Raw genomic sequence first — 25,235 nt, 5'->3', positions numbered from 1 at the left:
CGACGCCGGGGCGTCGCCCCCGCGACACCCCGGTCCGTTCGACTGGCCGGGCGGCAGACGTTGCCGTACCGACCAGTCGAAAGGGACATCATGCACATGACCCGCGCCGGCCGCCGCGCCGGCCTCGCCATGGCACTCGTCGGGGGGCTCGCCGTCGCCGCGACGGCCGCCACCGCGGTGGGCACCGATCTGACCGGGAACGGCGACGCGCGACGGATCCACGGGGACCGGTCCTCGGCCGTCAAGCACGAGATCGAGGGCGGCACGGCCCGCAACGTCATCCTGCTCATCGGCGACGGGATGGGTGACTCGGAGATCACCCTGGCGCGCGACTACCAGTACGGCGCCGCGGGGCGCCTCCCGGGCATCGACGCCCTGCCGCTGACCGGCCAGTACACGACCTACGCGCTCGACCGGAGCAACGGCCGGCCCGATTACGTGACCGACTCGGCTGCCTCGGGGTCCGGCTGGGCGACGGGCACCAAGACCTACAACGGCGCGATCTCCGTCGACATCGACGGCGCAGCGCAGCGCAGCCTTCTCGAGCTCGCGAAGGCGGGCGGCCTGCGCACCGGCGACGTGACCACGGCCGAGATCCAGGACGCCACCCCGGCCGTGCAGGTCGCGCACGTCTCCGAGCGCGGCTGCTACGCGCCGTCGTCGACGTCGAAGAGCTGCCCGGCGAACGCGCTCGAGAACGGCGGCGCCGGCTCGATCACGGAGCAGCTCCTCGGCACCCGCCCCGACGTCACGCTCGGCGGCGGCGCGGCCTCGTTCCGCGAGTCGGCGAAGGCCGGGCAGTGGAAGGGGCAGACGCTCCTCGACCAGGCGAAGACGCGCGGCTACCAGGTCGTGACGGACGCCGCGAGCCTCGCGAAGATCAGGAAGGCCGACCAGAAGAGCCCGGTGCTCGGCCTGTTCGCCGACGGCAACTTCGCCACGCGCTGGGCCGGGCCGCTTGCCACGCACACCGGGGGCGCCGAGACCGCGGTCCGCTGCACCGCGAACCCGAGCGTGCCCGCGACCCAGCCGAAGCTCGCCGGCATGACCTCGAAGGCCATCGCGCTGCTCGACGACCGCCGCTCGAAGCAGGGCTTCTTCCTCCAGGTCGAGGGCGCGAGCATCGACAAGCAGGACCACGCCGCGAACCCGTGCGGCCAGATCGGCGAGACCGTCGACCTCGACGAGGCCGTGCAGGCCGCGCTCGCGTTCGCGAAGAAGGACGGGAACACGCTCGTCGTCGTGACGGCGGACCACGGCCACTCCAGCCAGATCGTCTACCCGGGCACGACGACGCCGGGCCTGACCCGGACGCTCGTGACGGCGGACGACCAGCCGCTGACGGTCGCGTACGGGACGGCGGACGAGGGCGGCTCGCAGGACCACACGGGCACCCAGGTGCGGGTCGCCGGCTACGGTCCGCGCGCGGCGAACGTCGTGGGGCTGACCGACCAGACGGACCTGTTCTTCACGATCCGTGACGCGCTGCGCCTGGACTCGCGCCCGTCGGGCTCGCACGGCCACGGCCACGGCCAGGGCTCGCAGCACTGACGGGAAGTCCCGTCCCGGGCCCGCACCCGGCGTCGTCCTCGGCGCCGGGTGCGGGCCTCCGTCGTGCGGACTTGAATGAGGGCGTGACCGCCGTCCCCGCCCCGCATCCAGCGTCCGCGAGCGCCACGGCGCCCGGTGCCCCCGGCTCCTCGCCGTGGGCGCGTCCCGCGGCCGAGGTGGCCGCCGACCTCGGGTCGGGACCGGACGGCCTCGGGGCCGCCGCTGCGGCGCGCCTGCTCGCCGAGGTCGGGCCGAACGAGCTCCCGCCGCCCGAGCGGCCCCCGCTGTGGCGCCGTGTGCTCGCGCAGTTCCAGGACGTGCTCGTCTACGTGCTGCTCGTCTCGGCGGGGCTCAAGGCGATCCTCGGGGAGTGGATCGACTTCACGATCATCCTGCTCGTCGCGGTGGTGAACGCGGCGGTCGGGTTCATCCAGGAGGGGCGTGCCGAGAGCGCGCTCGACGGGATCCGCCAGATGCTCTCGCCGTCGGCGGAGGTCAGGCGGGGCGGGTCGTGGGCGACGGTAGACGCCGCGCAGGTGGTCCCGGGCGACGTGGTCCGGGTCAGACCGGGGGAGCGCGTGCCCGCCGACGTCCGGGTGCTGGAGGCGACGAGCCTGCGCGTCGAGGAGTCGGCGCTCACGGGCGAGTCGCAGCCCGCGGCCAAGGACGCGCGGCCGGTCGACCCGCAGGCCGGCGTCGGGGACCGCACGAGCATGCTCTTCTCCGGGACGATCGTCGTCGCGGGGACGGGCTCGGGCGTGGTGGTCGCGACCGGCGCCGCGACCGAGCTCGGCCGGATCCAGGGGCTCGTCGCGGAGGCGGACGACCTCTCCACGCCGCTCACGCGGCAGCTGGCGCGCTTCGGCACGGCGATCGCGCTCCTCATCCTCGTGCTCGGCGTGGTCATGGCCGTGATCGGCCACACGCTGCACGACTTCTCGGTCGACGAGCTGCTGTCGGCGTCGATCGGGTTCGCGGTCGCCGCCGTCCCCGAGGGGCTCCCGGCGCTGGTGACGATCACGCTCGCGCTCGGCGTCCAGCAGATGGCGCGGCGGAACGCGATCACCCGCCGCCTGCCGTCGGTCGAGACGCTGGGCGCGGTCACGACGATCTGCTCGGACAAGACGGGCACGCTGACCAAGAACGAGATGACGGCGCGGGTCGTGCGGACCGCGGGCGGGACGTTCGACGTCGAGGGCGCCGGCTACGACCCGGAGGGCGCGGTCACGGGCCCGGGCGGGGGCGCCGCCCCGCTGGGCGGGCACGCCGACCTGCGTGCGGTCGTCGAGACGGTCGCGCTGTGCAACGACGCGCAGGTCGTGCCGGGCGCGGACGGCTGGGCGCTCGTCGGGGAGCCCACCGAGGGCGCGCTGCGCACGCTCGCCCTCAAGGCGGGCGAGGACGGGGCGGGTTGGGACCGCGTGGCCGTGCTGCCGTTCGACTCGGCGGTCAAGTACATGGCCACGCTCGACGCGGGGCCGGGCGGCGCCGTCGTGCACGTGAAGGGCGCGCCGGACCGGGTGCTCGCGCGGTGCACGAGCCAGGTGCGGCCCGACGGGACGCCGGGGCCGATCGACGCCGCGTTCTGGGAGGCGCAGGTGGACGCGCTCGGCGCTCGCGGCCTGCGGGTGCTCGCGGCCGCGCGACGGCAGGCCGCAGCCGGCGCCGGCCAGGTGTCCGACGACGACCTCCGCGACCTCGAGCTGTGCGGCCTCGTCGGGATCGTCGACCCGCCGCGGCCCGAGGCCGTCGAGGCGGTCGCGGACTGCCACCGGGCGGGCATCGCGGTCAAGATGATCACCGGGGACCACCCGGGCACGGCCGTCGCGATCGCCAAGGAGCTCGGGATCCTCGACGCCGACGGGCGCCGGCTCGGGCCGGGCGGGGCCGACGCCGAGACCCCGACGGTCCTGACCGGCGCCGAGCTGGAGGCGCTCTCGAACGAGCAGTTGCGCGCCGTCGTGCAGGACGTCGACGTCTACGCGCGCACGAGCCCCGAGCACAAGATCCGCATCGTCTCGGCCCTGCAGGCGCACCGCCAGGTCGTCGCCATGACCGGCGACGGCGTCAACGACGCCCCGGCGCTGAGCCAGGCGGACGTCGGCGTCGCGATGGGCATCAAGGGCACCGAGGCGACCAAGGAGGCCGCGGACGTCGTCCTCGCCGACGACAACTTCGCCACGATCGAGCGGGCCGTGGAGGAGGGGCGGCGGATCTACGACAACGTCCGCAAGTCCGTGCTGTTCCTCCTGCCGACCAACGGCGCGCAGGCGCTCGTCATCCTCGTTGCCGTCCTGTTCGGGCTGACGCTCCCGCTCACGCCCGTCCAGGTGCTCTGGGTCAACATGGTCACCGCGGTGACGCTGTCGCTGGCGCTCGCGTACGAGAAGGCGGAGCCCGGCGTCATGGCGCGTCCGCCGCGCGACCCGGACGCCTCGCTCGTCGGACGGGCGGAGCTCGGCCGCATCCTGCTGGTGTCCGCGGTGATCGGCGGCGCGACCCTCGTCGTGTTCTTCACGGAGCGGTCCGGCCACATGAGCGTCGCCCAGGCCCAGACCACCGCGGTCACGACGCTGGTCCTCGGGCAGCTCGCCTACCTGTTCAACTGCCGGTTCCTGAACCGCTCGAGCCTCACCCTCGACGTGCTGCGCGGCAACCGCGTCCTGTGGATCTCGTCCGGCGCGCTCGTCGTCCTGCAGCTCGTGTTCGTGTACGCGCCGTTCATGCACACGCTGTTCGACTCGGCGTCCGTCGGCTGGCGCGGCTGGTGGGTGCCGCTCGTCCTCGCCGTCGCGGTCTTCCTGTTCGTCGAGGGGGTCAAGGCGGTGTCCCGACGGCGCACGATCCGTCGCGCGCCGTCGGGAGCGCCGACGCGATCAGTGGTTGCGTAGCGCCTTGACCAGCTCGGCCTTCTTCATCGTGGACCGCCCCTCGATCCCGATCTCCGCGGCCCGCTTGCGCAGGTCGGTGACGGTCCAGTCCTCGTAGGACGGGGAGCTGCCGCCCTTCTTCCCGACCTTCGAGCGCGAGCTGCCGGCCGCTGCGTTGGCGATGCGCGCGCTCTTCTGCTTCGAGTTCCCCTCGTCGCGGAGCTCCTCGTAGAGTTTCTTGTCCTTCACGCTGGGTCCCGGGCTGCGCTTGCCTGGCATGGCTGCCTCCTCCGGTAGCGATGGATGCGGTCCGCCGTCGTCGGGCGGTCATTCCACCATGCCCACGTCCGACGACGTCCGCACGGCGGCGCGACGCGAGCCTCGCCCCAGCAGCAGCCCGTGCAGGGCGAGGGCGGCGACCGTCGCCAGCAGGGCGGCGTCGAGGTAGTGGCAGTACATCGCGCCCAGGTAGGACGGGCCGCCCCAGGCGTTCGCCGTGAAGTTCGGGTCGAGCCCGGCGATCACCTGCTCGCCCGCCCGGTAGAACTCGTACAGGAAGATCGCCGTGAAGGGCAGCGCCACGACGGCGCGGACCGCGGCGCCCGGGCTGCGGACCGCCTCGCGCAGGGTCAGCCGGACACGCCCGGCCGCGGCCCGGGTGAACGGCGCCCGGACGGCGGGGACGAGACGGCCGCGGACCGCGAGCACCGCGACCACGACGGCCGCCAGCGCCGTGAGGACCAGGTGCACGGTCCAGGCCGACGTGTCGCCGTGGTGGACCTCCACGGCCTCGGTGCGGCGGGCGTAGACGGCCGCCCCGGAGAGCAGCCCGGCGGCGAACAGCGCGACGGACGTGAGGACGATCGGGCGGGAGAGCCGGGTCGGTGTGTTCATGGCTCGAGCCTCCCGCCCGGCCATCGGCCCGCGCGTCGTGCTCGCGGACGGATCGTGGGGTCGTCCCGGGGGACGACGGCGGGCGGCCACCCTCCTCGAGGACGACACGGCCCGTCGTCCTCGAGGAGGACGACGCCGCAGGTCCGCCGCCCTAGGGTCGGTGCCATGACCCTCCCGGACGCCCCCGCGCACGACGTCGCCCCAGGCCCCGTGCGTCCGCCCGCAGGGCGGCTCCGGCCCGGCCCGTGGCTCGACGTCCTGGTGGCCGCCGCGTCGTTCGCACTGTTCACGCTGCCGGTCCTGCTCTCGCCGCCGTCCGACGCCCACCCCGTCGCCACGCCGTTCCTGGGCCTACTCGTCGCCGCACCGCTGGCCTGGGCCCGACGCGCCCCGGTCGTCGCGCTCGGCCTGGTCTCCGCGGGCCTCGTCGCCGCGGCGCTCACCGGCGTGCGGGTGACCCCGTTCGTGAGCGACCTCGGCCCCGCGCTGGGCGTCGCCGCCTACGCGTGCGCCTCGCGTCTGCCCCGCCGCACCGCCGTCGTCGCGGTGGGCGTGGCCGCCGCGGTCGTGTCAGCCGCAGACCTCGTCGCGCTCCACCTGTGGCCCGACCGCGACCAGGACCTGGTCCAGCTGCTGGTCGCCGGCGTCGGGTGGTTCCTCGGGGACGTCGTGCGCACCCGCCGCGGGTTCGCGGCGGCACTCGCGGCCGAGGAACGACGGCTCGCGGCCGAGGCGGACGCGCGGATCCGCGCCGAGGAGCGGCTCCGGGTGTCCCGCGACGTCCACGACGTCGTCTCGCACACCCTCTCGCTCGTCGCGGTGCGGGCGGGCGTGGGTCGCGTCCTGCTCGACGACGACCCGGAGCAGGCGCGCACCGCCCTCGCGACGATCGAGGACGTGAGCCGCCGGGCGTTGACCGAGCTGAGGGACGTGCTCGCCGGCCTCCGGGACGTCGGAGGGACCGAACCCCGCACCGTCGAGCCGACGCTCGCGGACGTGCCCGCGCTCGTCACATCGGTCCGCGGGACGGGCGTCGACGTCGAGCTCCACGTCGACGGCGACGCCACCTACGAGCGGCTGCTGGAGACCTCGGCGTACCGCGTCGTCCAGGAGGCGCTCACGAACGTCGTCAAGCACGCCCCCGGGGCCCAGGTCCAGGTCGTCCTGCAGCGGGCCGACCCGCTCGTCGTGGTCGTGGAGAACACCGGCGCTCGCGGGAGGCCGGGGACGCACCTCGCCGGGTCCGGGCTCGGCCTCGACGGAATCCGCGCGCGCGTCGAGCTGCACGGCGGCCACGCCGACGCGGGTCCGACGGACGCCGGCGGCTGGCGCGTGCGGGCCGTGTTCGGGCCCGACGTCCCGGCGGACCCGACCGCGGCACCCCATACTGGGGCGCGTGCCGGACAACAGAGGCGTCCTGATGCCTGACCTGGGCGAGGCCGTGGCCCACGTGGCCCCCGAAGTCACGCGGGTGCTCGTCGTCGACGACGAGGCCCTGGTCCGCGCGGGGTTCCGGGCACTCGTCGGCTCGGCGCCCGACCTCGAGGTCGTGGGGGAGGCGTCGCACGGCGCGGACGCCGTCCGCCAGGCGCGGGCGCTCCACCCGGACGTGGTCCTCATGGACCTGCGGATGCCCGTCATGGACGGGCTCGAGGCCACCCGCTACCTCGCGGGCGAGCCCGACGGGCCCCGGGTGCTCGTGGTGACGACGTTCGACCACGACGAGCACGTCTTCCAGGCGCTCCGTGCGGGTGCCAGCGGGTTCGTCCTCAAGGACACGCCCCCCGAGCGGCTGCTCGAGGCGATCCGCGTCGTCGCGACGGGCGAGTCGCTCCTCGCGCCGAGCGTCACCACGCGGCTCGTGGCCGCGTTCGTCCGGCAGGCGCCCAGCCCGCCCGCCCCCGCCGACGACGACCGCCTCGCCGGGCTCACCGACCGCGAGCGCGAGGTCCTCGCCCTGGTAGCGCGCGGCCGGTCGAACGCGGAGCTCGCCGCCGAGCTCGTCGTGGAGCTCACGACCGTCAAGACGCACGTGAGCCGGCTCCTGACGAAGCTCGGCGCGCGCGACCGGGCGCAGCTGGTGGTCCTGGCGTACGAGACAGGCCTCGTCATGCCTTCGGGGCGGGCGGACGGCTAGCGTGGACTCGTGAGCGACGACGCTGCGGCCGACGGCGTGACGGCCGGGGACCCGAGGCCCGACGAGGGGCCGTGGGCGCCCGACGACGCCGGACGCCGTGAGACCGTCGCCGAGCGGCTGGACCGGAACTGGAACGAGCTGCTGCAGGAGCTCCGCGTCACCCAGACCGGCGCGCAGATCCTCACCGGCTTCCTCCTCACGGTCCCGTTCCAGCAGCGGTTCGGGCGGCTCGACGACCTCGAGGTCGTGACGTACCTGGTGCTGGTCGCGCTCTCGACGACGGCGACCGGGCTGCTCGTCGCCCCGGTGAGCCTGCACCGCTTCCTGTTCCGGCGGCGGCTCAAGCGCGAGACCGTGGTCCTGGGCCACCGGCTGGCCCGGTTCGGGCTGCTCGCGCTCGGCCTGACCATCGTGGGTTGCGTCTTCTTCCTCTTCGACGTCGTGGTCTCACCCGTTGTCGGAGCGGTCGCGGGTGGCCTCGCGCTGTGCTGGCTGGTCGGGCTCTGGGTGGTGCTGCCGTGGTCGGTGGCCCGCCGGTCGGCGCCCGGTTCGCTCCCGACACCGGTCTGAGCGCTGCACGGGTCCGAGCGCGGCGGCGCCCCGGCGACGGACGGCCTCAGCGCGCGGCGGCGGTGACCGCGTTCGTGACGAGCTCCGCGGCCGCTGACGCCTTCGGGGCCGCGGACCTCGCCGCTAAGGCAGCCGCCGCGAGCACCAGGGTCGCGCTCGACGCGAGGGTCCGGACGACGTTCCCCGCGTTCCAGCGGCCGATGAAGTCGGCCCACACGGTCGCCGGGTCCGCGTGCGGGGACGCGGCCGCGAGCGACTGGTTGAGCGGGACGTTCACCGCCCCGGTCGTGACGATCGTCCCGACGACGTAGACGGCGGCGGCGACGAGCAGCAGCAGGCCCGCCGTGCGCTGACCGGAGCGCAGCGCGAGGAACCCGGCGGCCGCGGCGAACACCGGGACGAGCATGAACACGGCGAGGAAGAAGGGGTTCTCGATCCGGGCGTTGATGTGGCGCATCGCCGAGACCGCCGTCGCCGGGTTCGACGCCGACAACCCCGGCATGACCCCCACCGCGAACGCGAAGAACGTGCCGGCCATCGCGCCGGCGGAGAGGACGGTGAGACCCGTCAGGACGGCGGTGAGAGGACGCACGGTGACTCCTTCGAGGCTGTGGCGGTCCAGGTGACCACCTGCCTCGAGTCAACCGGGCCGCGCGACGCGCGGACATGGCCGGGGCGCTCGACGGCATGCGCGAGCGTCTACGGTGACGAGGTGGACCCGCTCACCGCGCTCCTCGACGGTCCCCGCGCGCGGGGGGCGTTCCTGCTGCGCGCGTCGTTCGACCCGCCGTGGTCCGTGCGCGTCGCCGACGAGGCACCCGCCACGGTCGTCGCGGTCACCCACGGCACCGCCACGTTCGAGTCCGACGCCGGCCCCCGGGTCGTCCTCGGCCCCGGCGACATCGTGGTCGTCCCCGGTCCCGTCCCGTACACGATGGCGCACGCCCCCGCGACCCCGCCGGACGTCGTCGTGCACCCGGGACAGGTCTGCCGGTCGCCGGAGGGGGAGCCCATGACCGAGCGCATGACCCTCGGGCTGCGCGCGTGGGGCAACGCGCTCCCCGGTGAGGCTCGGATGCTCGTCGGCACCTACCCGCTGCCCGACGCCACCAGCCGCCGCATCCTCGCCGGCCTCCCGCCGCTCGCCGTCCTCGGACCCACCGGGGCGGCGCGGCGGCTCGTCGACGTGCTCGACGAGGAGCTGACCCGCGACGAGCCCGGGCAGGAGGTCGTGCTCGACCGGGTCCTCGACCTGCTGCTCGTGACCGCGCTCCGCGACTGGTTCGCGCTGCCCGGTGCGGACCGCCCGGGCTGGCTGCGCGCGGCACACGACCCCGACGTCGGGCGGGCGCTCGCGGGGATCCACGACGACCCGGCGTACCCGTGGACGGTCGAGGTGCTGGCGGCCCGGGCGGGCATGTCGCGGGCGGCGTTCGCGCGACGGTTCCGCGAGCTCGTCGGTGAGGCCCCGCTGGGTTACCTGACGGGCGTGCGCCTGGCCGCGGCGGCGGACCTGCTGACGTCGTCGGACGCGACGCTCGAGACGGTGGCCCGGCGCGTCGGGTACGCGACGCCGTTCGCCCTCAGCGCCGCGTTCAAGCGCGTGCACGGGCTCAGCCCGCAGCAGTACCGGGCTCGCTGAACGGGAGCCAGTCGGGGTCCTCGGGCGCCGCGTCGGCGGGTGCCTCGCCGCCCGGTGCCTCCGACCGCAGCGTGAGCGGGTGCGCGGCGATCGCGGCGGCGAGCTCGCCCTCGATCCGGTCGAGGTACACGCCGGTCGTGGCGATCGACGCGTGCCCGAGCAGCTCGGCGACGACCTTGACGTCCCAGCCGTGCGCGACGAGCAGCGTAGCCGTCGTGTGCCTCAGCGCGTGCGGGGTCGCGCCGCGGCGCAGGTCGCCGGGCACGCGGCGCATCGCGCGGGTCAGGAGCGCCCGCACCGACTGGGCGTCCATGCGCCGTCCCCGCCAGCTCAGCAGGAGCGCGCGCTGGGCGTCCGGCGACGCGTCGCCCCGGGCCAGGAGCGACGGGCGCAGGCCCGCGAGGTAGTCGCCGAGCGCGACCTCGAGGGGCGCCGAGAGGCTCACGGTCCGCACGGCGCCGCCCTTGCCGCGGATCCGCCACCGCGCGGCGCCGGGCTCGCGGACGACGTCGTCCAGGTCGGCGCGCACCAGCTCGGACACGCGCGGGCCGAGCACCAGGAGAAGCGCGATCACGAGCCGGTCGCGGAGCGCGAGGTCCTGGTCGCGGCGCGCGGGCTGCTCACGCACGGCGTCCTCGGTCACGTCGAGGAGCGCCCGCGCCGACGACGCCGGGAGCGCCGTGCGCTCGACGCGCAGCCCGCCGCGCGTCCGGGCCGGGGGAGCGGCCCAGAGGAACGGGTTGGCCTGCACCCAGGCGTGCTTGGTCGCATGCGTGAAGAACCGCGAGACGGACTGCCGGAATCGGTTGACGCTGGCGGTCGACTTGCCTGGTCCGCCCGGTTTCTCTGCCGGGTTGCTGTAGCGGGCGTCGGGCGCGACCTGGTACCGCACCAGGACGTCGTCGAGGTCCTCGCCGGAGATGTCGTCGAGGACGCGGTCGGGTCCCGCGAGGACGGAGAACTCCCGCAGGTCGCGCGTGTAGGTGTCGCGGGTCGTGGGGGAGAGGATGCCGCGGAGGGTCTCCGAGTCGACGACCGTGCGGTAGCGGCGGACCGCCTCGGCGACGGTGAGCCTGACGACGCGGGGTGGCGCTGCCACGAGACCTCCTGTGCGGTGGGACGGGACGACCGTAAGGGACGGGTCCGACATCGCGGGCGCACGCTCTCGCGCGGGCGCCGCTGCCGCGCTGCGAAACCGTTCAGTTGAGACATACAAAATGGTATCTATCGGACATTGCTCGCCGGAGACGCGTGTCGGGGGCGAGTCGTAGCGTCGGGCAGGTACAGCGGTGTCCCGCAGCCCGACTCGAAGGGGAGTACTCATGAGCACGCTGACCGACCGGTCCCGCACGGCGCTCCTGGTGATCGACGTCCAGAACGGCGTGGTGGGCGAGGCCTACCGCCGCGACGACGTGGTCGCGAACGTCGCGACCCTCGTGGACGCGGCGCGAGCCGCCGACGTGCCTGTCGTCTGGGTCCAGCACTCGGATCCGCGGGCCATGCCGCGCGGGGGCGAGGGGTGGCGGATCGTGCCCGAGCTGTCCGTGGCAGACGGCGAGCCGGTCGTCCAGAAGGAATACCCGGACTCGTTCGAGGACACGGATCTGGAAGAGCGCCTGGCGGCGCTGGCCGTGGGCAGCCTGGTCGTGGCCGGCGCGCAGACCGACGAGTGCATCCGGTCGACGCTCCACGGTGCGATCGCGCGCGGCTACGACGCGACGCTCGTGTCGGACGCGCACACCACCGAGGACCTCTCGGAGTTCGGGGCCCCGACGCCTGACCTCGTGATCGCGCACACCAACCTCTACTGGGAAAACCACCGGGCGCCGGGACGCCGAGCGGGGACAGTCACGACGGCCGACGTCAGCTTCGAGACCGTGTCGGACGCCCCGCCAGTGCCAGCGTGAGGCGTCGCTCGCGCCGCCCGGACGGCGCGGCGTGCTGACGCTCGCCGGTCGACACCCAGCCGTTGCGCGCGTAGACGTCGTGCGCGCGGGTGTTGTCCGCGAGCACCCACAGCGCGAGCTGGTCGAGCCCGAGCGTCGCGGCCCAGCGCTCGACCTCGGCGAGGAGCGTCGCCGCGGTGCCGCGGCCCCAGGCGCGGGGGTCGACCGCGAGGTAGGACAGCTCGCCGCGGGGCCCCTCAGGAGCCGCCACGGCGAATCCCGTCGGACCGTGCGAACCGGTCGCGACGAACAAGACGGCTCCAGGCGATGCCAGACGCGCTGTGATGCCGGCGAGCTTGCGTTCCCAGGGCTCCGGCGTGTCCAGGTCGTCGCGGCGCGCCGTCGCACGTGCCCAGATCCCCGCGGCGGACGCGAGGTCGCGCGCGGTCGGGTCGGTGATCGCGAGGACGGAGGTCGGTGGCACGTCGTTCATCGTCGCATCGGGCGCCTGTGGGGCTCGAGAGGGGCGACACTGCGCCGGTAGGGGCCGCTCGTTGACGCATAATGACATAACGTACATTATCGGATCGGCCGTCGGTCCTCGTAGAGGGGCTAACTTCAGGCTCGATGGGTCGTGCACCTAGTCGTGTCGACGTAGCCGGACGACGAGCAGGTAGACGCCGACCAGTGCGAAGGCGGCTCCTAAGGTGACCCAGCCCGGGTTGTGAGTCACGAGGTATCCGAGCAGGAAGCCGACCAGGACCACGGACCACGCTGAGACTGGGAGAAGCAATCCCGGCGGTCGTCGTTCCATTGGATCTGATCGAGTACTCATGTCTCTCCGCATCCCCTGACGGGCTCCACTCGGAGCCGCGTCATGGGAAGTGTGACAGCACACACATGCACCGTCCATGCCACGACATGAGGACGGCGCGGCAGGCGAGCGCCGACAGATCGCTCAGTGGGCACGTCGCGTGGCGTCGAGTCGCAGCTCCTCGGGCACGAAGCCCGCCGCCCGGTACGTCGCGACGGCAGCCTCGTTGGCCGTCGGCGTGCAGACGATCGCGCTGGACGAACCGAGCTCCTGGAGCGTCCGCGCCGCGGCGACGCTGATCGCCCTGCCGTACCCGTGGCCGCGATGATCCTGATGCGTTCCCACCGGCTCCAGCAGTCCAGGCCTTCCCGGGCCGGCCGACCACACCGTCGCGGCGGCGACCGCGGCTCCGTCGTCGTCGAACGCCACGAGGCACCGCGCGTCCGCGTACGCCGACCCGGCGGCCATCGTGCGCCACGCGTTGTCGCCAAAGGTTGACCCGGGAAACGATGCCCGGTGGACCGCGGTCCGCACGGACACCCGTTCCGGTCCGACCGCCTCGACCCGCACGCCCGGCTCCTCGACCTCCGCGGAGAGGTCCCGGCGCAGCGGGGTCCACGACTCCCCCGCATCCCAACCGTTCGCGAGCGCCAGGTCGTGGATGGCGCTGCCGTTCGGGCTCTCGAGGGACGCCTCCCCCGCCGGCAGCACGCCACTGCCCGGTTCGGCGAGGTCGGCGACGATCCGGCGAGCGAGCGGCTCGTCCCGCCAGACAGCCGGGTCTAGAGCCAGCCGCAGGACGCGCCCGTCGAGCATCCCGAGCGCGACCACCGTCCCCTCGCGCCGCCAGGTCCGCAGGTCGGCGGTCGCGGCGTCGGCCCCGATCCGCACCCGCCAGCCGACGTCGCCCGGGTGGAGCTGGAGCGCGGTGCCGTCCTGCTGCCAGCCTCGCAAGGCGCTCAGCGCCTCGTCGAGGTCGGCGGTCCCGGGTCGGTCCAGCGTCGTCGCCATGTCTCGATCACACCGCGCGCCCGCCGGCGGGCGCCACGGCTTTTCCGCGCGCCCCGTGACGACCGTTCGAGCGCGATGGAGGATGGGCCCATGACCAGCCGGATCGTCACCATCGCCATCGACGCCTCCGACGCGGAGGTCGTCGCCGCCTTCTGGTGCGACGTCCTCGGCTGGCGCGTCGTGGAGCGGGACGGCGACCTCGTCAGCATCGGCGCCGAGGACGCGTCGTGGCCGACGATCGACGTGGCGGCCGTCCCGGAGGGCAAGGTCGTCAAGAACCGCCTGCACCTGGACCTGCGGGCCGACGGCACGACCACCCGGGCCGAGCTCGACCGGCTGCTCGCGTTGGGCGCCCGCCGCGTCGACGTCGGGCAGGGCACGGACGTGCCGTGGGTCGTCCTCGCGGACCCCGAGGGCAACGAGTTCTGCCTGCTCCCCCGCACCGTCCAGGACGTCACGGACGACGACTGACGGCGCAGCGTTCCGTCCTGGGCGGCGTTCGCGGAGCCGCCACCATCTGCTGTCCGCCGGCGTTTCAGACAACGGATCGTGGCGGCTCGACGAGCCTCACCGACCTACCTGTCGTCGTGGCCCAGAGGGCGAGAGGGTTCCCCGCGGTGCACGGTGACGAGCCGGGCGGTCGCGTTCCTTCGGCAGGATCGGCACCGGCGCTCAGCCGAGCTCTTGAGCGAGCGTGACGATGATGCCCGAAGGGCCGCGCAGGAAGCAGAGCCGGTGCTGTCCTCGTACTGGACGACGTCCCCCAGCAGGGTGGCCCCGTAGGAGCGGGCGACGGCGACCGCCGCGTCGACGTCGTCGACCGCGAGCGCCACGTGGCCGACGCTGGCGACGCGGTCGACCCAGGGTCCTTCGACGGTGGTCTCCCCCACGACCTCGAGCCCGAGGTCGGTGAAGAAGGCGGTCGTGGCGGCGACGTCGTCGACGACGATGCCGATGTTGTCGAGCCGGAGCGTGGTCACGATGCTTCCCACGCCAGGCGCTACCCGAGGTAGGGGGCGGGGCGGCGTTCGAGCGCGTGCCGGAGGCGCATGCGCATGGACGGGTGCATGGGGAGGCGGGCGGCGTGGTCGGGGGTGACCCAGGCGACGGCCTTGCTCTCGGGGCTGGTGCGTGCCTGGCCGCCGAGGAGGCGGGCGGTGAAGCAGATCGAGAACTGCTGGCGGACCTCGCCGTCGTCGTACGCCATCCGGTGGCCGGGGTTGGTGTAGGTGCCGACGAGGCCGGTGACCTCGACGTCGTAGCCGGTCTCCTCGCTGACCTCGCGGACGACGGTGTCGGTGATGGTCTCCCCCGGGTCGTGTCCGCCGCCCGGGAGCGCCCAGAGGTCGTTGTCGGTCTTGTGGATGAGGAGGACGGCGCCGTCCTCCTCGACGACAGCCACGACGGACGGGACGACGGAGGTGATGGCAGGGGCGTTCGGGTCGTCGATGTAGTCGATGCGGGCCACGGTGCCGACGTTACGGGAGTGGGCCGGGCCACGGGCCGGAATTCCGTGGTCGTCGTCCGGGGCCCGCCGTAGGCTCGACGTCGGTGACCGCGAGGCGTGACGACCCTCGGCCCGAGCGTCAGCGCGGGCAGGCGGTCGCCCGCGCGTCCGGCGTACCGACGAGAGGCCGGCGGCATCGACAGGACCGCCGGCGAAGGTGTGGTGGCACCGCGACCCAGCCCCCGCCCACACCTCCCGGGCTTCGACGCTCTGGAGGAACGATGAGACCACCCGCACCCGCCCGCACCCTGGCCGCCGACCTCGGCGCCGCGGAGCCTGGAAGCACCGTGACGCTGAGGGGGCACGTCCACCGTCGGCGTGAGCTCGCGACGGTGGCGTTCCTCGTGCTGCGCGACCGGTCCGGGCTCGCCCAGGTGGTCGTGCGCCCGGACGAGCTGCCCGACGGCGGTCTTCCGCCCGAGGAGACGGTCGTCGAGGTGACCGGCCGCGCGACGCCGAACGCGCAGGCGTCGGGCGGCGTGGAGATCACGTCGCCGCGGATCGTCCTGCTGTCCGAGCCGGCGCAGACCCCACCGGTCGAGCTGTGGCGCCCGACGCTCGACGCGGGGCTGCCGACGTTGCTCGACCACGCCGCTGTCACCTGGCGGCACCCGCGACGGCGAGCCGTCTGGGAGATCGCGGCCGCCGGCCTCCGGGGCTTCCGGGGCACGCTCGACGACGCCGGGTTCACCGAGGTCCACTCCCCCAAGCTGGTCGCCCAGGCGTCCGAGTCGGGCGCGAACGTGTTCGGCGTCGACTACTTCGGCGGCGCCGCCTACCTGGCGCAGAGCCCGCAGCTCTACAAGCAGCAGCTGGTCGGCGTGTTCGAACGCGTGTACGAGGTGGCGCCCGTCTTCCGGGCGGAGCCCCACGACACGGTGCGCCACCTGGCGGAGTACGTGTCGCTCGACGTCGAGCTCGGCTTCGTCCGCGACCACCGGGACGTGCTCGACGTGCTGCGCGACGTCCTCGCGGGGATGTTCGACGCCGTGCGGGAGCACGCGCCCGGCGCCCTCGACCGGCTCGGGCTGGTTCTGCCCGTCGTCCCGGCCGAGATCCCGGTCGTCCACTTCGCCGAGGCGCTGCGCCGGGTCGGCGCCGCGCCCGACGAGCCGGACCTCGCACCGGAGCACGAGCGCGCGCTCGGCGTCTGGGCCAGGGAGGAGCTGGGCAGCGACCTGCTGGCGGTCGAGGGCTACCCGCTGCGCAAGCGGCCGTTCTACACCCACGGCTGGACCGGCGAGCCGGTCGAGGGCGGCCCGTGGACCAACAGCTTCGACCTTCTGTTCCGCGGGGTCGAGCTCGTCACGGGCGGCCAGCGCCTCCACCGGCACGCGGACTACGTGGCCGCGCTCGAGGCGCGCGGCGAGTCACCGGCGTCGTACGCGACCTACCTCGAGGCCTTCGCGCACGGGATGCCGCCGCACGGCGGCTTCGCGATCGGCCTCGAACGCTGGGTCGCCCGTCTCGTCGGTGCCGCGAACGTCCGCGAGGTCACCCTCTTCCCCCGCGACCTGCACCGGCTGGAGCCGTAGGACGCGCGGCACCGGGACCCAGTAGGCGCGCCGAGGTCACCGCTCCCCACCCCCCGCCGGGTGGTGCGGATCCACCTCCCCGCGTCGGACGATGGCGCGATGTCGGGTGACACGGGTCGTCGCCGCGTTCGCGTGCCTCTCGTCGACCAGCTGCGGACCTACCGCCGAGCGTGGCTCCGGGGCGACCTGATCGCCGGCGTCGTCGTCGCCGCGCTGATCATCCCGAAGAACCTGGGCTACGCCGGGGTGGCGGGCGTTCCCCTGGAGAACGGCCTGTACGCCGCCGCGGCGGGCGCGATCATCTACGCCGTCCTCGGCAGCTGTCGTCAGATCTCGATGGGCCCGAGCTCGGGGCTCGCGGCGGTGGCGGGAGGCGCGGTCCTCGCGACGGGCGTGACCGGCGCCGACGACGTGGCCACGCTGGTCGCGGGCATCACGCTCACCTCAGGGCTGCTGTTCCTGGTGATGGCCGTGTTCCGGATGGGCTGGCTCTCGCAGTTCCTGTCGCGCGCCGTGGTGACGGGCTTCCTGTTCGGTGCGGCGGTCGACGTGGTGATCGGCGAGCTTCCCAAGCTGACGGGGACGGAGGCCGAGGGGAAGACGTCGTTCCGGGAGCTGTGGTCGTGGGTGACCGGGCTCGGCGACCTGCACGTGGCGACGGCGGTGGTCGGCGCGTGCGCCCTCGTCGTGGTCTTCGGCCTCCGACGGGTGGCGCCGCGGGTCCCGGGCGCGCTCGTGCTCGTGGTGGGGGGTCTCCTGGCGTCGGTGCTGTTCGACCTGGGCGGGCACGGGGTCGCCCTCGTCGGGCACATCCCGCGCGGACTGCCGTCCGTCGAGGTCCCCGACGTCGGCCTCCTCGCGGACCACGCCGGGTCGGTCCTGGCCGCGGCCTTCGCGCTCGTGATGATCGGCTTCTCGCAGACGGCCGGCGACGCCCGGTCATTCGCGGCCAAGCACCGCTACCAGGTCGACGTCGACCAGGACACCGTCGCCCAGTCGGCGGCCAACGTCGGCGCGGGGCTGCTGCAGGGGATGCCCGTGTCCACGAGCCTGTCGGCGAGCTCTCTGAACGACCGTTCCGGCGCCCGCACGGGGCTCGCGTCGCTGACGTCGGGCGTCGTGGTCCTGCTGGCGCTGCTCGTCCTCGCCCCGATCTTCTCGTCCCTGCCGAAGCCGGTCCTCGCCGCGCTCATCATCGAGGCCGTGATCATGGGGATGATCGACCTCCCGGAGATGCGGCGCCTGCGACGCGTCTCGCGGATCGACTTCTGGGTCGCCGTGGCAGCGATCGTCGCGACCCTCGTCCTCGGCGTGCTGGCCGGCGTCGTCGTCGGGATCGCGCTCTCGCTGCTCTGGCTCGTGCACGTCGCGACCCACCCCCGGCTGACCGCCCTGGGTCGGGAGGAGGGCACTCAGGTGTTCCGGGACCTCGACGAGCATCCGGGCGACGAGACCGTCCCCGGCGTCGTGGTGCTGCGGATGGAGGGCGGCGTCTTCTTCGCCACCTCGGACACGCTCGAGGACGGCGTGCGCGCGGCCCTGACCGCCCCGGGCGTGCGCGCCGTCGTCCTGTACCTGGCGGGAGTCACCTTCATCGACGCGCAGGGCTCCGCGACCATGGCGGAGATCGCGCGGGTCGCCGGGGAGCTGGACGTGGAGCTCCGCCTGGCCGGCGTGCGTCCGGCGGTGCGTCGCACCCTCCAGCGCGACGGCGTGCTCGACAGGATCGGCACCGACCACGTGCACGGGAACGTCCACCGGGCCGTTGCCGCGATGTCGACGCCGGGACGCGAGAACCACGGAGCCGCGGAAGCCGGTCCGCTGTAGCCCGCCGCGTGGCGGCGCGCCGTTCAGCCGTGCTCGCGCCCCTCGCGCTGCCGGACCAGCTCCTCGACCGCGCTGGGCAGCGTCGTCTCGAAGTCGATCAGCTTGGCCCACGTGGGGGTCACGACGACGCGGACCATCCCGTCGCGGTAGAGCGAGCGCACCTCGGCCTCCCACGTCACGCGCTGCTCGGCGGTCATCTCGTACGTCGTGTTGGCCTCGAGGAACTCGTCGGGGATGCCGTCGACGTGGTCGAGCTCTGCGCGGCCGCGGATCAGCAGGATCCGGGGCGGGTGGACCTCGGTGTCGATCGTGAGGGCGACGGCCGGGTTGGCGCGGAGCGCGCGGAGCTTGGGCGCGTTCGGCGGCGTGCACATGACGAGCTGCGACCCGTTCCAGCTGAAGGCGATCGGGACGTTGCGGGGCGTGCCGTCCTCGGCGACGTAGGCCAGGCGGGTCAGATCCCGGGCCAGGAGCTCCCGGCTGGCCGGTCGGTCCAGGATCTCGGTGATCTCGTGCGGTTCCATGCCTCTCCCTCTCGTCATGCGTCGACGTACTGCGCCAGGTGCTCGCCGGTGAGCGTGGCCCGCGCGGCGACGAGGTCGGCGGGCGTGCCCTCGAAGACGACGCGGCCGCCGTCGTGCCCCGCGCCGGGCCCCAGGTCGATGATCCAGTCGGCGTGCGCCATGACGGCCTGGTGGTGCTCGATCACGACGACCGACTTGCCCGAGTCGACGATCCGGTCGAGGAGCCCGAGGAGCTGGGAGACGTCCGCGAGGTGCAGCCCCGTGGTGGGCTCGTCGAGGACGATCACGCCGCCCTTGTCGCCCAGGTGCGTGGCGAGCTTGAGCCGCTGGCGCTCGCCGCCGGACAGGGTCGTGAGCGGCTGTCCGATCGTGAGGTACCCGAGCCCGACGTCGGTGATCCGCCCCAGGATCGTGTGCGCCGCGGGCACGCGGGACTCCTCCGCCGCGAAGAACGCCTCGGCGTCGGACGCCGACATGCCGAGCACCTCGCTGATGTCCTTGCCGCCCAGGTGGTACTCGAGCACGGACGCCTGGAAGCGCCTGCCCTCGCACTCCTCGCAGACGGTCGCGACACCGGCCATCATGCCGAGGTCGGTGTAGACGACGCCGGCGCCGTTGCACGTGGGGCAGGCACCCTCGGAGTTCGCGCTGAAGAGGGCGGGCTTGACGCCGTTGGCCTTGGCGAACGCCTTGCGGATCGGGTCGAGCAGGCCCGTGTAGGTGGCCGGGTTGCTGCGCCGGGATCCGCGGATCGCGGTCTGGTCGACGTGCACGACGCCATCCCGTCCCACGACGGACCCGGTGATCAGCGAGCTCTTGCCCGACCCCGCGACCCCGGTCACGACGACGAGCACGCCCAGGGGGACGTCGACGTCGACGTCCTGGAGGTTGTGCGTGCTCGCGCCCCGTATCTCCAGCGCGCCCGACGGCGCACGCACCGACGCCTTGAGCGTCGCCCGGTCGTCGAGGTGCTTGCCCGTCAGGGTGCCGCTGGTGCGCAGCCCGTCGAGCGTCCCCTCGTAGACGATCTGCCCGCCGCCCGAGCCGGCGCCGGGGCCGAGGTCGACCACGTGGTCGGCGATCGCGATCATCTCGGGCTTGTGCTCGACGACGAGCACGGTGTTGCCCTTGTCACGCAGCTGCCGCAGGAGCACGTTCATGCGGACGATGTCGTGCGGGTGCAGCCCGATCGACGGTTCGTCGAACACGTAGGTCACGTCGGTGAGCGCAGAGCCGAGGTGGCGGATCATCTTGGTCCGCTGCGCCTCGCCCCCGGACAGCGTCCCCGACGGGCGGTCGAGGCTGAGGTAGCCGAGGCCGATCTCGACGAACGAGTCGAGCGTCTCCCCCAGCGCCCCGAGCAGCGGCGCGACCGAGGGCTCCCGGAGCCCGCGCACCCACCCGGCGAGGTCCCGGATCTCCATCGCGCACGCGTCCGCGATGCTCACGCCGTCGATCTTCGAGGACCGGGCGCCCTCGCTCAGCCGCGTCCCGTCGCACTCGGGGCAGGTCGTGAAGGTGACCGCCCGCTCGACGAACGCCCGGATGTGGGGCTGCATCGCGTCGACGTCCTTGGAGAGCATCGACTTGGTGATCTTGGGGATCAGGCCCTCGTAGGTGACGTTGATGCCCTCGACCTTGATCCGCGTGGGCTCCTTGTACAGGAGGTCGTGGAGCTGCCGCTTCGTGAAGTCCCGGATCGGGGTGTCGGCGTCGAAGAACCCGCAGCCGCGGAAGATCCGGCCGTACCACCCGTCCATCGTGTAGCCGGGGATCGTCAGGGCGCCCTCGTTGAGCGACCTGGCGTCGTCGTAGAGGGCGGTGAGGTCGAAGTCCTGGACGGTGCCGCGCCCCTCGCACCGGGGGCACATGCCGCCGACCACGTGGAACTCGGCGCGCTGCTTCGCGGTCGCGGCTCCCCGCTCGACGGTGATCGCGCCGGCGCCGCTCGCGGACGCGACGTTGAACGAGAACGCCTGCGGCGACCCGAGGTGCGGGCGGCCGAGCCGGCTGAACAGGATCCGCAGCATCGCGTTCGCGTCGGTCACCGTCCCGACCGTGGAGCGCGGGTTCGCCCCCATCCGCTCCTGGTCGACGACGATCGCCGTCGTCAGCCCGTCGAGGACGTCGACGTCCGGCCGGGCGAGGGTGGGCATGAAGCCCTGGACGAACGCGCTGTAGGTCTCGTTGATGAGCCGCTGCGACTCGGCCGCGACGGTGCCGAACACGAGCGAGCTCTTCCCCGACCCCGACAGTCCCGTGAAGACGGTGAGGCGACGCTTGGGCAGCTCGACCGACACGTCCTTGAGGTTGTTGACCCGCGCCCCGTGGACCCGGATCCGGTCGTGGCTGTCCGCGAGCTCCGTCATCGTGCCGCCTGCTGGATCCGGACGAGGTTCCCCGACGGGTCGCGGAACGCGCAGTCGCGCACGCCGTACGGCTGGTCGGTGGGCTCCTGCACGACCTCGACGTCGCGCGCCTGGACCCGCTCGAACAGCGCGTCCACGTCGGACGTCGCCAGGTTGATCGACGCGAACGTGCCCTTGGCCATCATGTCGGTGATGGTGCGGCGCTCGTCGTCGGTGACGCCCGGGGCGGCCTCCGGGGGGTACAGGACGATCGACGTCTCGGGCTGCCCGGCCGGGCCCACGGTGATCCAGTGCATCCCCTTGTACCCGACGTCGTTCCTCACCTCGAAGCCGAGCGCGTCCCGGTAGAACGCGAGTGCGGCCTCGGGATCGTCCTGGGGCAGGAGCGCGGAGTGAATCGTGATGTCCATGCCGGTCACGCTACGGGCGGGCGGCGGGCGCCGCTTCTCGATTCCTGACGGGTCGCGTCACCTGCTTCGCGACGCACGACGGCATGCCCTCGGTGGCCCCGGACTCCCGCTCGCGGTACACGCTGGGCGCCATCCCGACGAGCTCGGTGAACCGCGTGCTGAACGTGCCGAGCGACGAGCAACCCACCGCGAAGCAGACCTCCGTGACCGTGAGGTCGCCGCGGCGCAGGAGCGCCATCGCGCGCTCGATCCGCCGGGTCATGAGGTAGCTGTACGGCGACTCGCCGAACGCCGCCCTGAACTGCCGGCTCAGGTGCCCCGCGGACAGGTGCACGCCGCGCGCGAGCTCCTCGACGTCGAGCGGCTGCGCGTACTCGCGGTCGATCCGGTCCCGCACCCGGCGCAGGAGCACGAGCGTGCGACGCCGGTCCTCGTCCCCCGTGGTGGCCACGTTCCGATCCTGCCACGGCGCGGGACGTCCCGACCTTCACCGGACCTTCACCACCCGACGTGCGCCGGACGGAACACTCCGGCAAGGTTACGAGTTGGTACCCTCGAAGGCTTGTGCGCCCCGACCGTATCCCGGTCGTGGTCGCACCCGCGGGCCCGACCCGGCCCGCGCTGATCTGGTACCGACCGACGGCACCGACCCGACCATCCTGTGGAGGACGACATGGCAGACCGCTCGCTGCGCGGCATGAGCATCGGCGCGAAGAGCATGGAGTCCGACGAGGGCGTGGACTTCGCCCCCCGGTTCCAGGCGCACTACGACTGCCCCAACGGGCACACCATCATCCTCCCGTTCTCCGTCGAGGCCGAGGTGCCCCCGACCTGGGAGTGCCGGTGCGGCGAGGAGGCGCTCCTGCGCGACGCCGAGCGCCCCGAGGCCAAGGCCACCAAGCCGCAGCGCACCCACTGGGACATGCTCCTGGAGCGTCGCACCGTCAAGGAGCTCGAGGAGCTCCTCGACGAGCGTCTCGAGCTCCTGCGCGCCGGCAAGCTCCGCCGCAGCGCCTGACCGGACGCCGGCCCGCCGGCACGCACACGACGAAGGCTCCCGACCCTGCTGGGTCGGGAGCCTTCGTCGTACCGTCGCGCCGACGCAGGGTCAGCGCCGGCGTTCCCCGCCCACGAGGCCGCGCAGCTGCGCGAGTCGGTGCTCCGCGCCCCAGCGGGTCACGTTGACGAGCGCCTCGCCGACGATGTTGCCGCTCATCTTCGACGTGCCCGCCTCGCGCTCGACGAACGTGATCGGCACCTCGACGATCCGGCCGCCCGACTGCACGATCCGCCACGTCATGTCGACCTGGAAGCAGTAGCCCTGCGACGACACCGTCTCGAGGTCGATCGCCTTGAGCGTGGCCGCGCGGTACGCGCGGAAGCCGCCGGTGGCGTCGTGGACACCGATGCCCATCGCCAGCCGCGTGTACGTGTTCGCGCCCCGGGACAGCACCTCGCGGCGAAGCGGCCAGTTCACGACGCGCCCGCCGGGCACCCACCGTGACCCGACGACGCCGTCCACGGCCGGGTCCTCGAGGGCGGCCAGCAGCCGCGGCAGGTCCTCCGGCCGGTGCGAGCCGTCGGCGTCCATCTCGACGACGACGTCGTAGCCGCGGTCCAGCGCCCAGCGGAAGCCCGCGATGTACGCGGTGCCGAGGCCCTGCTTGCCGCTCCGGTGCAGCACGTGCACGGCGTCGTCCGTCGCGGCCCAGCCGTCGGCGAGCTCGCCGGTCCCGTCGGGGCTCCCGTCGTCGACGACGAGGAAGTCGGCGTCGGGGACGGCCTTGCGCAGCCGTTCGTACGTGACGGGCAACGAGTCACGCTCGTCGTACGTCGGGGTCACGACCAGAACACGGGCCACGCCGGTTGCCTACCTCTCGCCGGGGAGGCGTCGGCGCTGGCGCGCACGACGCAGGGACCCGATCATCCCACCGACCACCAGGAGCGCCGCAAGCGCGGCCGCGGCGCGGGCGGGCCACTCCCCCGCCCGCACGGCCGGCGTGATGTCGGTGCGCAGCGGCAGGTCGGCGGTGAGCTGTGCGGGCTCGAAGAGCCCGGTCCGCTGCAGGACGACGCCGCTCGGCGACACGACCGCGCTGACCCCCACGGTCGACGCCTGGACCGCGGCGCGGCCGGTCTCCATGGCGCGGAACCGCGTCATCGCGAGCTGCTGCGTGGACTCCGCGGTGTACCCGAACGAGGCGTTGTTGGTCTGGACGACGAGCACCTCGCTGCCGAGCCTCACCGACTGCTCGACGATCGAGTCGTAGGCCACCTCGAAGCAGATCACCGTGGAGAACGGCACGTCGCGCCCGAGCCGCGCCGACGGCAGCGTCATCACCGCGGGGTCGTGCCCGGGCAGCATGTCCGTCTGCACCTCCTCGACCGACGAGGAGAAGTGCCGGACGAAGCTCCGGAGCGGGATGTACTCGCCGAACGGCACGGGGTGCTGCTTGACGTACCGGTCGATCACGCCCTTCTGGGGGTCCCACAGCAGCGACACGTTGTACCGGCCGCCCGTCTTCGGGTACTCCTGGGCGCCCACGAGGATCGGCGCGCCGACGGCCTGCGCGGCCTCCGTGATCGCCTGCCCGACGTCCGCGTACTGCTGCGGGTCGTAGTCCGAGCCGTTCTCCGGCCAGATCACCATGTCGAGGTCGCCGGGCTGCACGTGGTCGAGCAGGTCGTAGGTGCCCGAGAGGTGGTTGCGCAGGACCTCGCCGGCGTTGTCGAAGGCGCTCGCCCCGGGCTTGGAGACGTTGCCCTGGACCATCCCGACCTTGAGCTGTCCGGCCTGCGGCAGGACGTCGAGCCCGACGCTGAGCGGGGCGACGACCAGCACGAACGCGGCCGCCGTGCCGACGACGACGCCGACGAGGCGCAGCCGGACGGCCCGCAGCGTCACGATCCCGAGCAGCGTCCCGACGACGGCGACCACGAACGACACCAGGACCGTGCCGCCGAGCGGAGCGAGCCGCCCGATCGGCGAGTCGACCTGGCTGAAGGCGAGCCGGCCCCACGGGAAGCCGCCCCAGGGCCACGCGGACCGGAACGCCTCGACGCCCGTGAACAGCACGGGGAACGCCAGCGCGTCCCACCACCCGGCGCGGGACAGGGGGCGCAGCCCCCGGGCGAGGCCCCACGCCACGCCGAGGAGGCCGAGGAAGAGCGCCGACGCCACGCTGAGCGCCAGCCACGCCACGACGCCCGCGGCGACGTCCGACCACCACAGGTGCGCCGGGAAGAACGCGAGCCCGAACACGAGCCCGACGAGGCCGTTCCACCACGTCCCGCGCCGCTGCAGGGCGACGTACAGGAGGGCGACGGCGACGAACACCAGGCCCCAGACGTCGGCGTCGGGGAACGCGAGGAAGAGGGCTCCGCCACCTGCTGCAGCGAGGACGAGCGAGAGGATCCGGCCGGGGGCCGGAGGCGGTGACGAGCGTGGCACCCGTGAAGGGTACGTCACGCAGGTGGGGGCGGTTCCGGCAGATGCCGGCCGGCTCGCGCGTCCTTCGTGCCGTTCACGGCTGCCACCCGCCGTGCACGTTTTCTACTGAACGCGCGAGCCGACCTGAGCGCTGTGAGCTGTTCCGGGCGGGACGTGGCGAAACTTCTCGCTGTGACGTTCGATGTGGCCGTCGCCGCCGGGACCCCCAGGCCTGCACACCGTCCGAACCTAACGCGC

The 25,235-nt window shown here is 73.6% G+C and carries 25 protein-coding genes; 11 read left to right on the top strand and 14 right to left on the bottom strand.

Annotated elements, in window-relative coordinates; genetic code table 11:
* Window positions 1-90: 90 nt before the first annotated feature.
* Window positions 91-1,551: an alkaline phosphatase gene (phoA, locus tag ACLQ14_RS05530; RefSeq protein ID WP_425810728.1), complete on the top strand. Its 1,461-nt coding sequence runs from the start codon at window positions 91-93 to the stop codon at window positions 1,549-1,551.
* 83 nt (window positions 1,552-1,634) lie between these two features.
* Window positions 1,635-4,442 carry a cation-translocating P-type ATPase gene (locus tag ACLQ14_RS05525; protein ID WP_425810727.1) on the top strand — a complete coding sequence of 936 codons (2,808 nt, stop codon included), beginning with the start codon at window positions 1,635-1,637 and terminating at the stop codon, window positions 4,440-4,442.
* Here the strand turns inward: ACLQ14_RS05525 and ACLQ14_RS05520 are convergent.
* Together ACLQ14_RS05520 and ACLQ14_RS05515 are read right to left on the bottom strand one after the other, a co-directional pair.
* On the bottom strand, window positions 4,428-4,700 hold the full coding sequence (locus tag ACLQ14_RS05520) for a DUF7218 family protein (RefSeq protein WP_425810726.1): 273 nt from the start codon (window positions 4,698-4,700) through the stop codon (window positions 4,428-4,430). The two genes, ACLQ14_RS05525 and ACLQ14_RS05520, sit on opposite strands and share 15 nt — an antisense overlap.
* A 48-nt stretch (window positions 4,701-4,748) precedes the next feature.
* Window positions 4,749-5,315, bottom strand: coding sequence for a hypothetical protein (locus tag ACLQ14_RS05515; protein ID WP_425810724.1), 567 nt, complete (start codon window positions 5,313-5,315; stop codon window positions 4,749-4,751).
* 165 nt (window positions 5,316-5,480) lie between these two features.
* Between ACLQ14_RS05515 and ACLQ14_RS05510 the strand changes: the two genes are divergently transcribed.
* Genes ACLQ14_RS05510 through ACLQ14_RS05500 form a run of 3 tightly spaced genes read left to right on the top strand, consistent with a single transcriptional unit; the run spans window position 5,481 to window position 8,022 of the window.
* Window positions 5,481-6,743 (top strand): sensor histidine kinase, encoded by a 1,263-nt coding sequence (locus ACLQ14_RS05510; protein ID WP_425810722.1) that lies wholly within the window; start codon window positions 5,481-5,483, stop codon window positions 6,741-6,743.
* Window positions 6,736-7,452 (top strand): response regulator, encoded by a 717-nt coding sequence (locus ACLQ14_RS05505; protein ID WP_425810720.1) that lies wholly within the window; start codon window positions 6,736-6,738, stop codon window positions 7,450-7,452. The genes ACLQ14_RS05510 and ACLQ14_RS05505 overlap by 8 nt, the downstream gene beginning before the upstream one ends.
* A gap of 9 nt (window positions 7,453-7,461) precedes the next feature.
* Complete coding sequence (locus tag ACLQ14_RS05500) at window positions 7,462-8,022, top strand: DUF6328 family protein (RefSeq protein WP_425810718.1); 561 nt, start codon at window positions 7,462-7,464, stop codon at window positions 8,020-8,022.
* 46 nt (window positions 8,023-8,068) lie between these two features.
* Here ACLQ14_RS05500 and ACLQ14_RS05495 read toward each other — a convergent pair whose 3' ends face one another.
* The gene (locus ACLQ14_RS05495; RefSeq protein WP_425810716.1) at window positions 8,069-8,614 is read right to left on the bottom strand and encodes a DUF1772 domain-containing protein; all 546 of its coding nucleotides are present in this window, start codon (window positions 8,612-8,614) and stop codon (window positions 8,069-8,071) included.
* Between the two features lie 120 nt (window positions 8,615-8,734).
* On the opposite strand from ACLQ14_RS05495, the gene ACLQ14_RS05490 reads away from it, so the two are divergent.
* Window positions 8,735-9,664, top strand: a complete 930-nt coding sequence (locus ACLQ14_RS05490; RefSeq protein ID WP_425810714.1) for a cupin domain-containing protein — start codon at window positions 8,735-8,737, stop codon at window positions 9,662-9,664.
* Here ACLQ14_RS05490 and ACLQ14_RS05485 read toward each other — a convergent pair.
* Window positions 9,636-10,763, bottom strand: a complete 1,128-nt coding sequence (locus ACLQ14_RS05485; protein WP_425810712.1) for a tyrosine-type recombinase/integrase — start codon at window positions 10,761-10,763, stop codon at window positions 9,636-9,638. The genes ACLQ14_RS05490 and ACLQ14_RS05485 overlap by 29 nt on opposite strands.
* Window positions 10,764-10,986: 223 nt before the next feature.
* Between ACLQ14_RS05485 and ACLQ14_RS05480 the strand changes: the two genes are divergently transcribed.
* On the top strand, window positions 10,987-11,571 hold the full coding sequence (locus ACLQ14_RS05480; RefSeq protein WP_425810710.1) for a cysteine hydrolase family protein: 585 nt from the start codon (window positions 10,987-10,989) through the stop codon (window positions 11,569-11,571).
* On the opposite strand, the gene ACLQ14_RS05475 is transcribed toward ACLQ14_RS05480, so the two are convergent.
* A complete protein-coding gene (locus ACLQ14_RS05475; RefSeq protein WP_425810708.1) occupies window positions 11,528-12,034 on the bottom strand; it encodes a GNAT family N-acetyltransferase in 507 nt (168 codons plus the stop codon). The two genes, ACLQ14_RS05480 and ACLQ14_RS05475, sit on opposite strands and share 44 nt — an antisense overlap.
* Window positions 12,035-12,508: 474 nt before the next feature.
* Window positions 12,509-13,375, bottom strand: a complete 867-nt coding sequence (locus tag ACLQ14_RS05470; RefSeq protein ID WP_425810706.1) for a GNAT family N-acetyltransferase — start codon at window positions 13,373-13,375, stop codon at window positions 12,509-12,511.
* 90 nt (window positions 13,376-13,465) lie between these two features.
* On the opposite strand from ACLQ14_RS05470, the gene ACLQ14_RS05465 reads away from it, so the two are divergent.
* A complete protein-coding gene (locus tag ACLQ14_RS05465) occupies window positions 13,466-13,846 on the top strand; it encodes a VOC family protein (protein ID WP_425810704.1) in 381 nt (126 codons plus the stop codon).
* Window positions 13,847-13,950: 104 nt separating this feature from the next.
* Here the strand turns inward: ACLQ14_RS05465 and ACLQ14_RS05460 are convergent, their stop codons facing one another.
* Both ACLQ14_RS05460 and ACLQ14_RS05455 read right to left on the bottom strand, forming a co-directional pair.
* Complete coding sequence (locus ACLQ14_RS05460) at window positions 13,951-14,355, bottom strand: hypothetical protein (protein WP_425810703.1); 405 nt, start codon at window positions 14,353-14,355, stop codon at window positions 13,951-13,953.
* A 20-nt stretch (window positions 14,356-14,375) separates the two neighbouring features.
* Window positions 14,376-14,843: an NUDIX hydrolase gene (locus ACLQ14_RS05455; protein WP_425810701.1), complete on the bottom strand. Its 468-nt coding sequence runs from the start codon at window positions 14,841-14,843 to the stop codon at window positions 14,376-14,378.
* 260 nt (window positions 14,844-15,103) lie between these two features.
* On the opposite strand from ACLQ14_RS05455, the gene aspS reads away from it, so the two are divergent.
* Entirely contained in the window at window positions 15,104-16,417 is a 1,314-nt protein-coding gene (gene aspS, locus ACLQ14_RS05450) for an aspartate--tRNA(Asn) ligase (RefSeq protein ID WP_425810699.1), read from the top strand.
* Window positions 16,418-16,549: 132 nt separating this feature from the next.
* A complete protein-coding gene (locus ACLQ14_RS05445; protein ID WP_425810697.1) occupies window positions 16,550-18,244 on the top strand; it encodes a SulP family inorganic anion transporter in 1,695 nt (564 codons plus the stop codon).
* A 23-nt stretch (window positions 18,245-18,267) separates the two neighbouring features.
* Here the strand turns inward: ACLQ14_RS05445 and ACLQ14_RS05440 are convergent, their stop codons facing one another.
* Genes ACLQ14_RS05440 through ACLQ14_RS05425 form a run of 4 tightly spaced genes read right to left on the bottom strand, consistent with a single transcriptional unit; the run spans window position 18,268 to window position 21,998 of the window.
* Window positions 18,268-18,768 (bottom strand): pyridoxamine 5'-phosphate oxidase family protein, encoded by a 501-nt coding sequence (locus tag ACLQ14_RS05440; RefSeq protein WP_425810695.1) that lies wholly within the window; start codon window positions 18,766-18,768, stop codon window positions 18,268-18,270.
* Window positions 18,769-18,782: 14 nt separating this feature from the next.
* Window positions 18,783-21,137, bottom strand: a complete 2,355-nt coding sequence (locus tag ACLQ14_RS05435) for an ATP-binding cassette domain-containing protein (protein ID WP_425810692.1) — start codon at window positions 21,135-21,137, stop codon at window positions 18,783-18,785.
* Window positions 21,134-21,547 carry a VOC family protein gene (locus ACLQ14_RS05430; protein ID WP_425810690.1) on the bottom strand — a complete coding sequence of 138 codons (414 nt, stop codon included), beginning with the start codon at window positions 21,545-21,547 and terminating at the stop codon, window positions 21,134-21,136. Before ACLQ14_RS05430 ends, ACLQ14_RS05435 begins: the two co-directional genes overlap by 4 nt.
* A gap of 10 nt (window positions 21,548-21,557) precedes the next feature.
* Entirely contained in the window at window positions 21,558-21,998 is a 441-nt protein-coding gene (locus tag ACLQ14_RS05425; RefSeq protein ID WP_425810688.1) for a helix-turn-helix transcriptional regulator, read from the bottom strand.
* Window positions 21,999-22,220: 222 nt separating this feature from the next.
* Between ACLQ14_RS05425 and ACLQ14_RS05420 the strand changes: the two genes are divergently transcribed.
* Complete coding sequence (locus ACLQ14_RS05420; protein ID WP_425810686.1) at window positions 22,221-22,565, top strand: RNA polymerase-binding protein RbpA; 345 nt, start codon at window positions 22,221-22,223, stop codon at window positions 22,563-22,565.
* 90 nt (window positions 22,566-22,655) lie between these two features.
* Here the strand turns inward: ACLQ14_RS05420 and ACLQ14_RS05415 are convergent, their stop codons facing one another.
* Window positions 22,656-23,408, bottom strand: coding sequence for a polyprenol monophosphomannose synthase (locus ACLQ14_RS05415; protein WP_425810684.1), 753 nt, complete (start codon window positions 23,406-23,408; stop codon window positions 22,656-22,658).
* Between the two features lie 9 nt (window positions 23,409-23,417).
* Window positions 23,418-24,998 carry an apolipoprotein N-acyltransferase gene (gene lnt, locus ACLQ14_RS05410; RefSeq protein ID WP_425810682.1) on the bottom strand — a complete coding sequence of 527 codons (1,581 nt, stop codon included), beginning with the start codon at window positions 24,996-24,998 and terminating at the stop codon, window positions 23,418-23,420.
* Window positions 24,999-25,235: the final 237 nt, after the last annotated feature.

This window comes from Luteimicrobium sp. DT211, from assembly GCF_049844995.1.
In the GTDB taxonomy this organism is placed as follows: domain Bacteria; phylum Actinomycetota; class Actinomycetes; order Actinomycetales; family Cellulomonadaceae; genus Luteimicrobium.
This window is presented reverse-complemented; position numbering and strand designations above follow the sequence as displayed.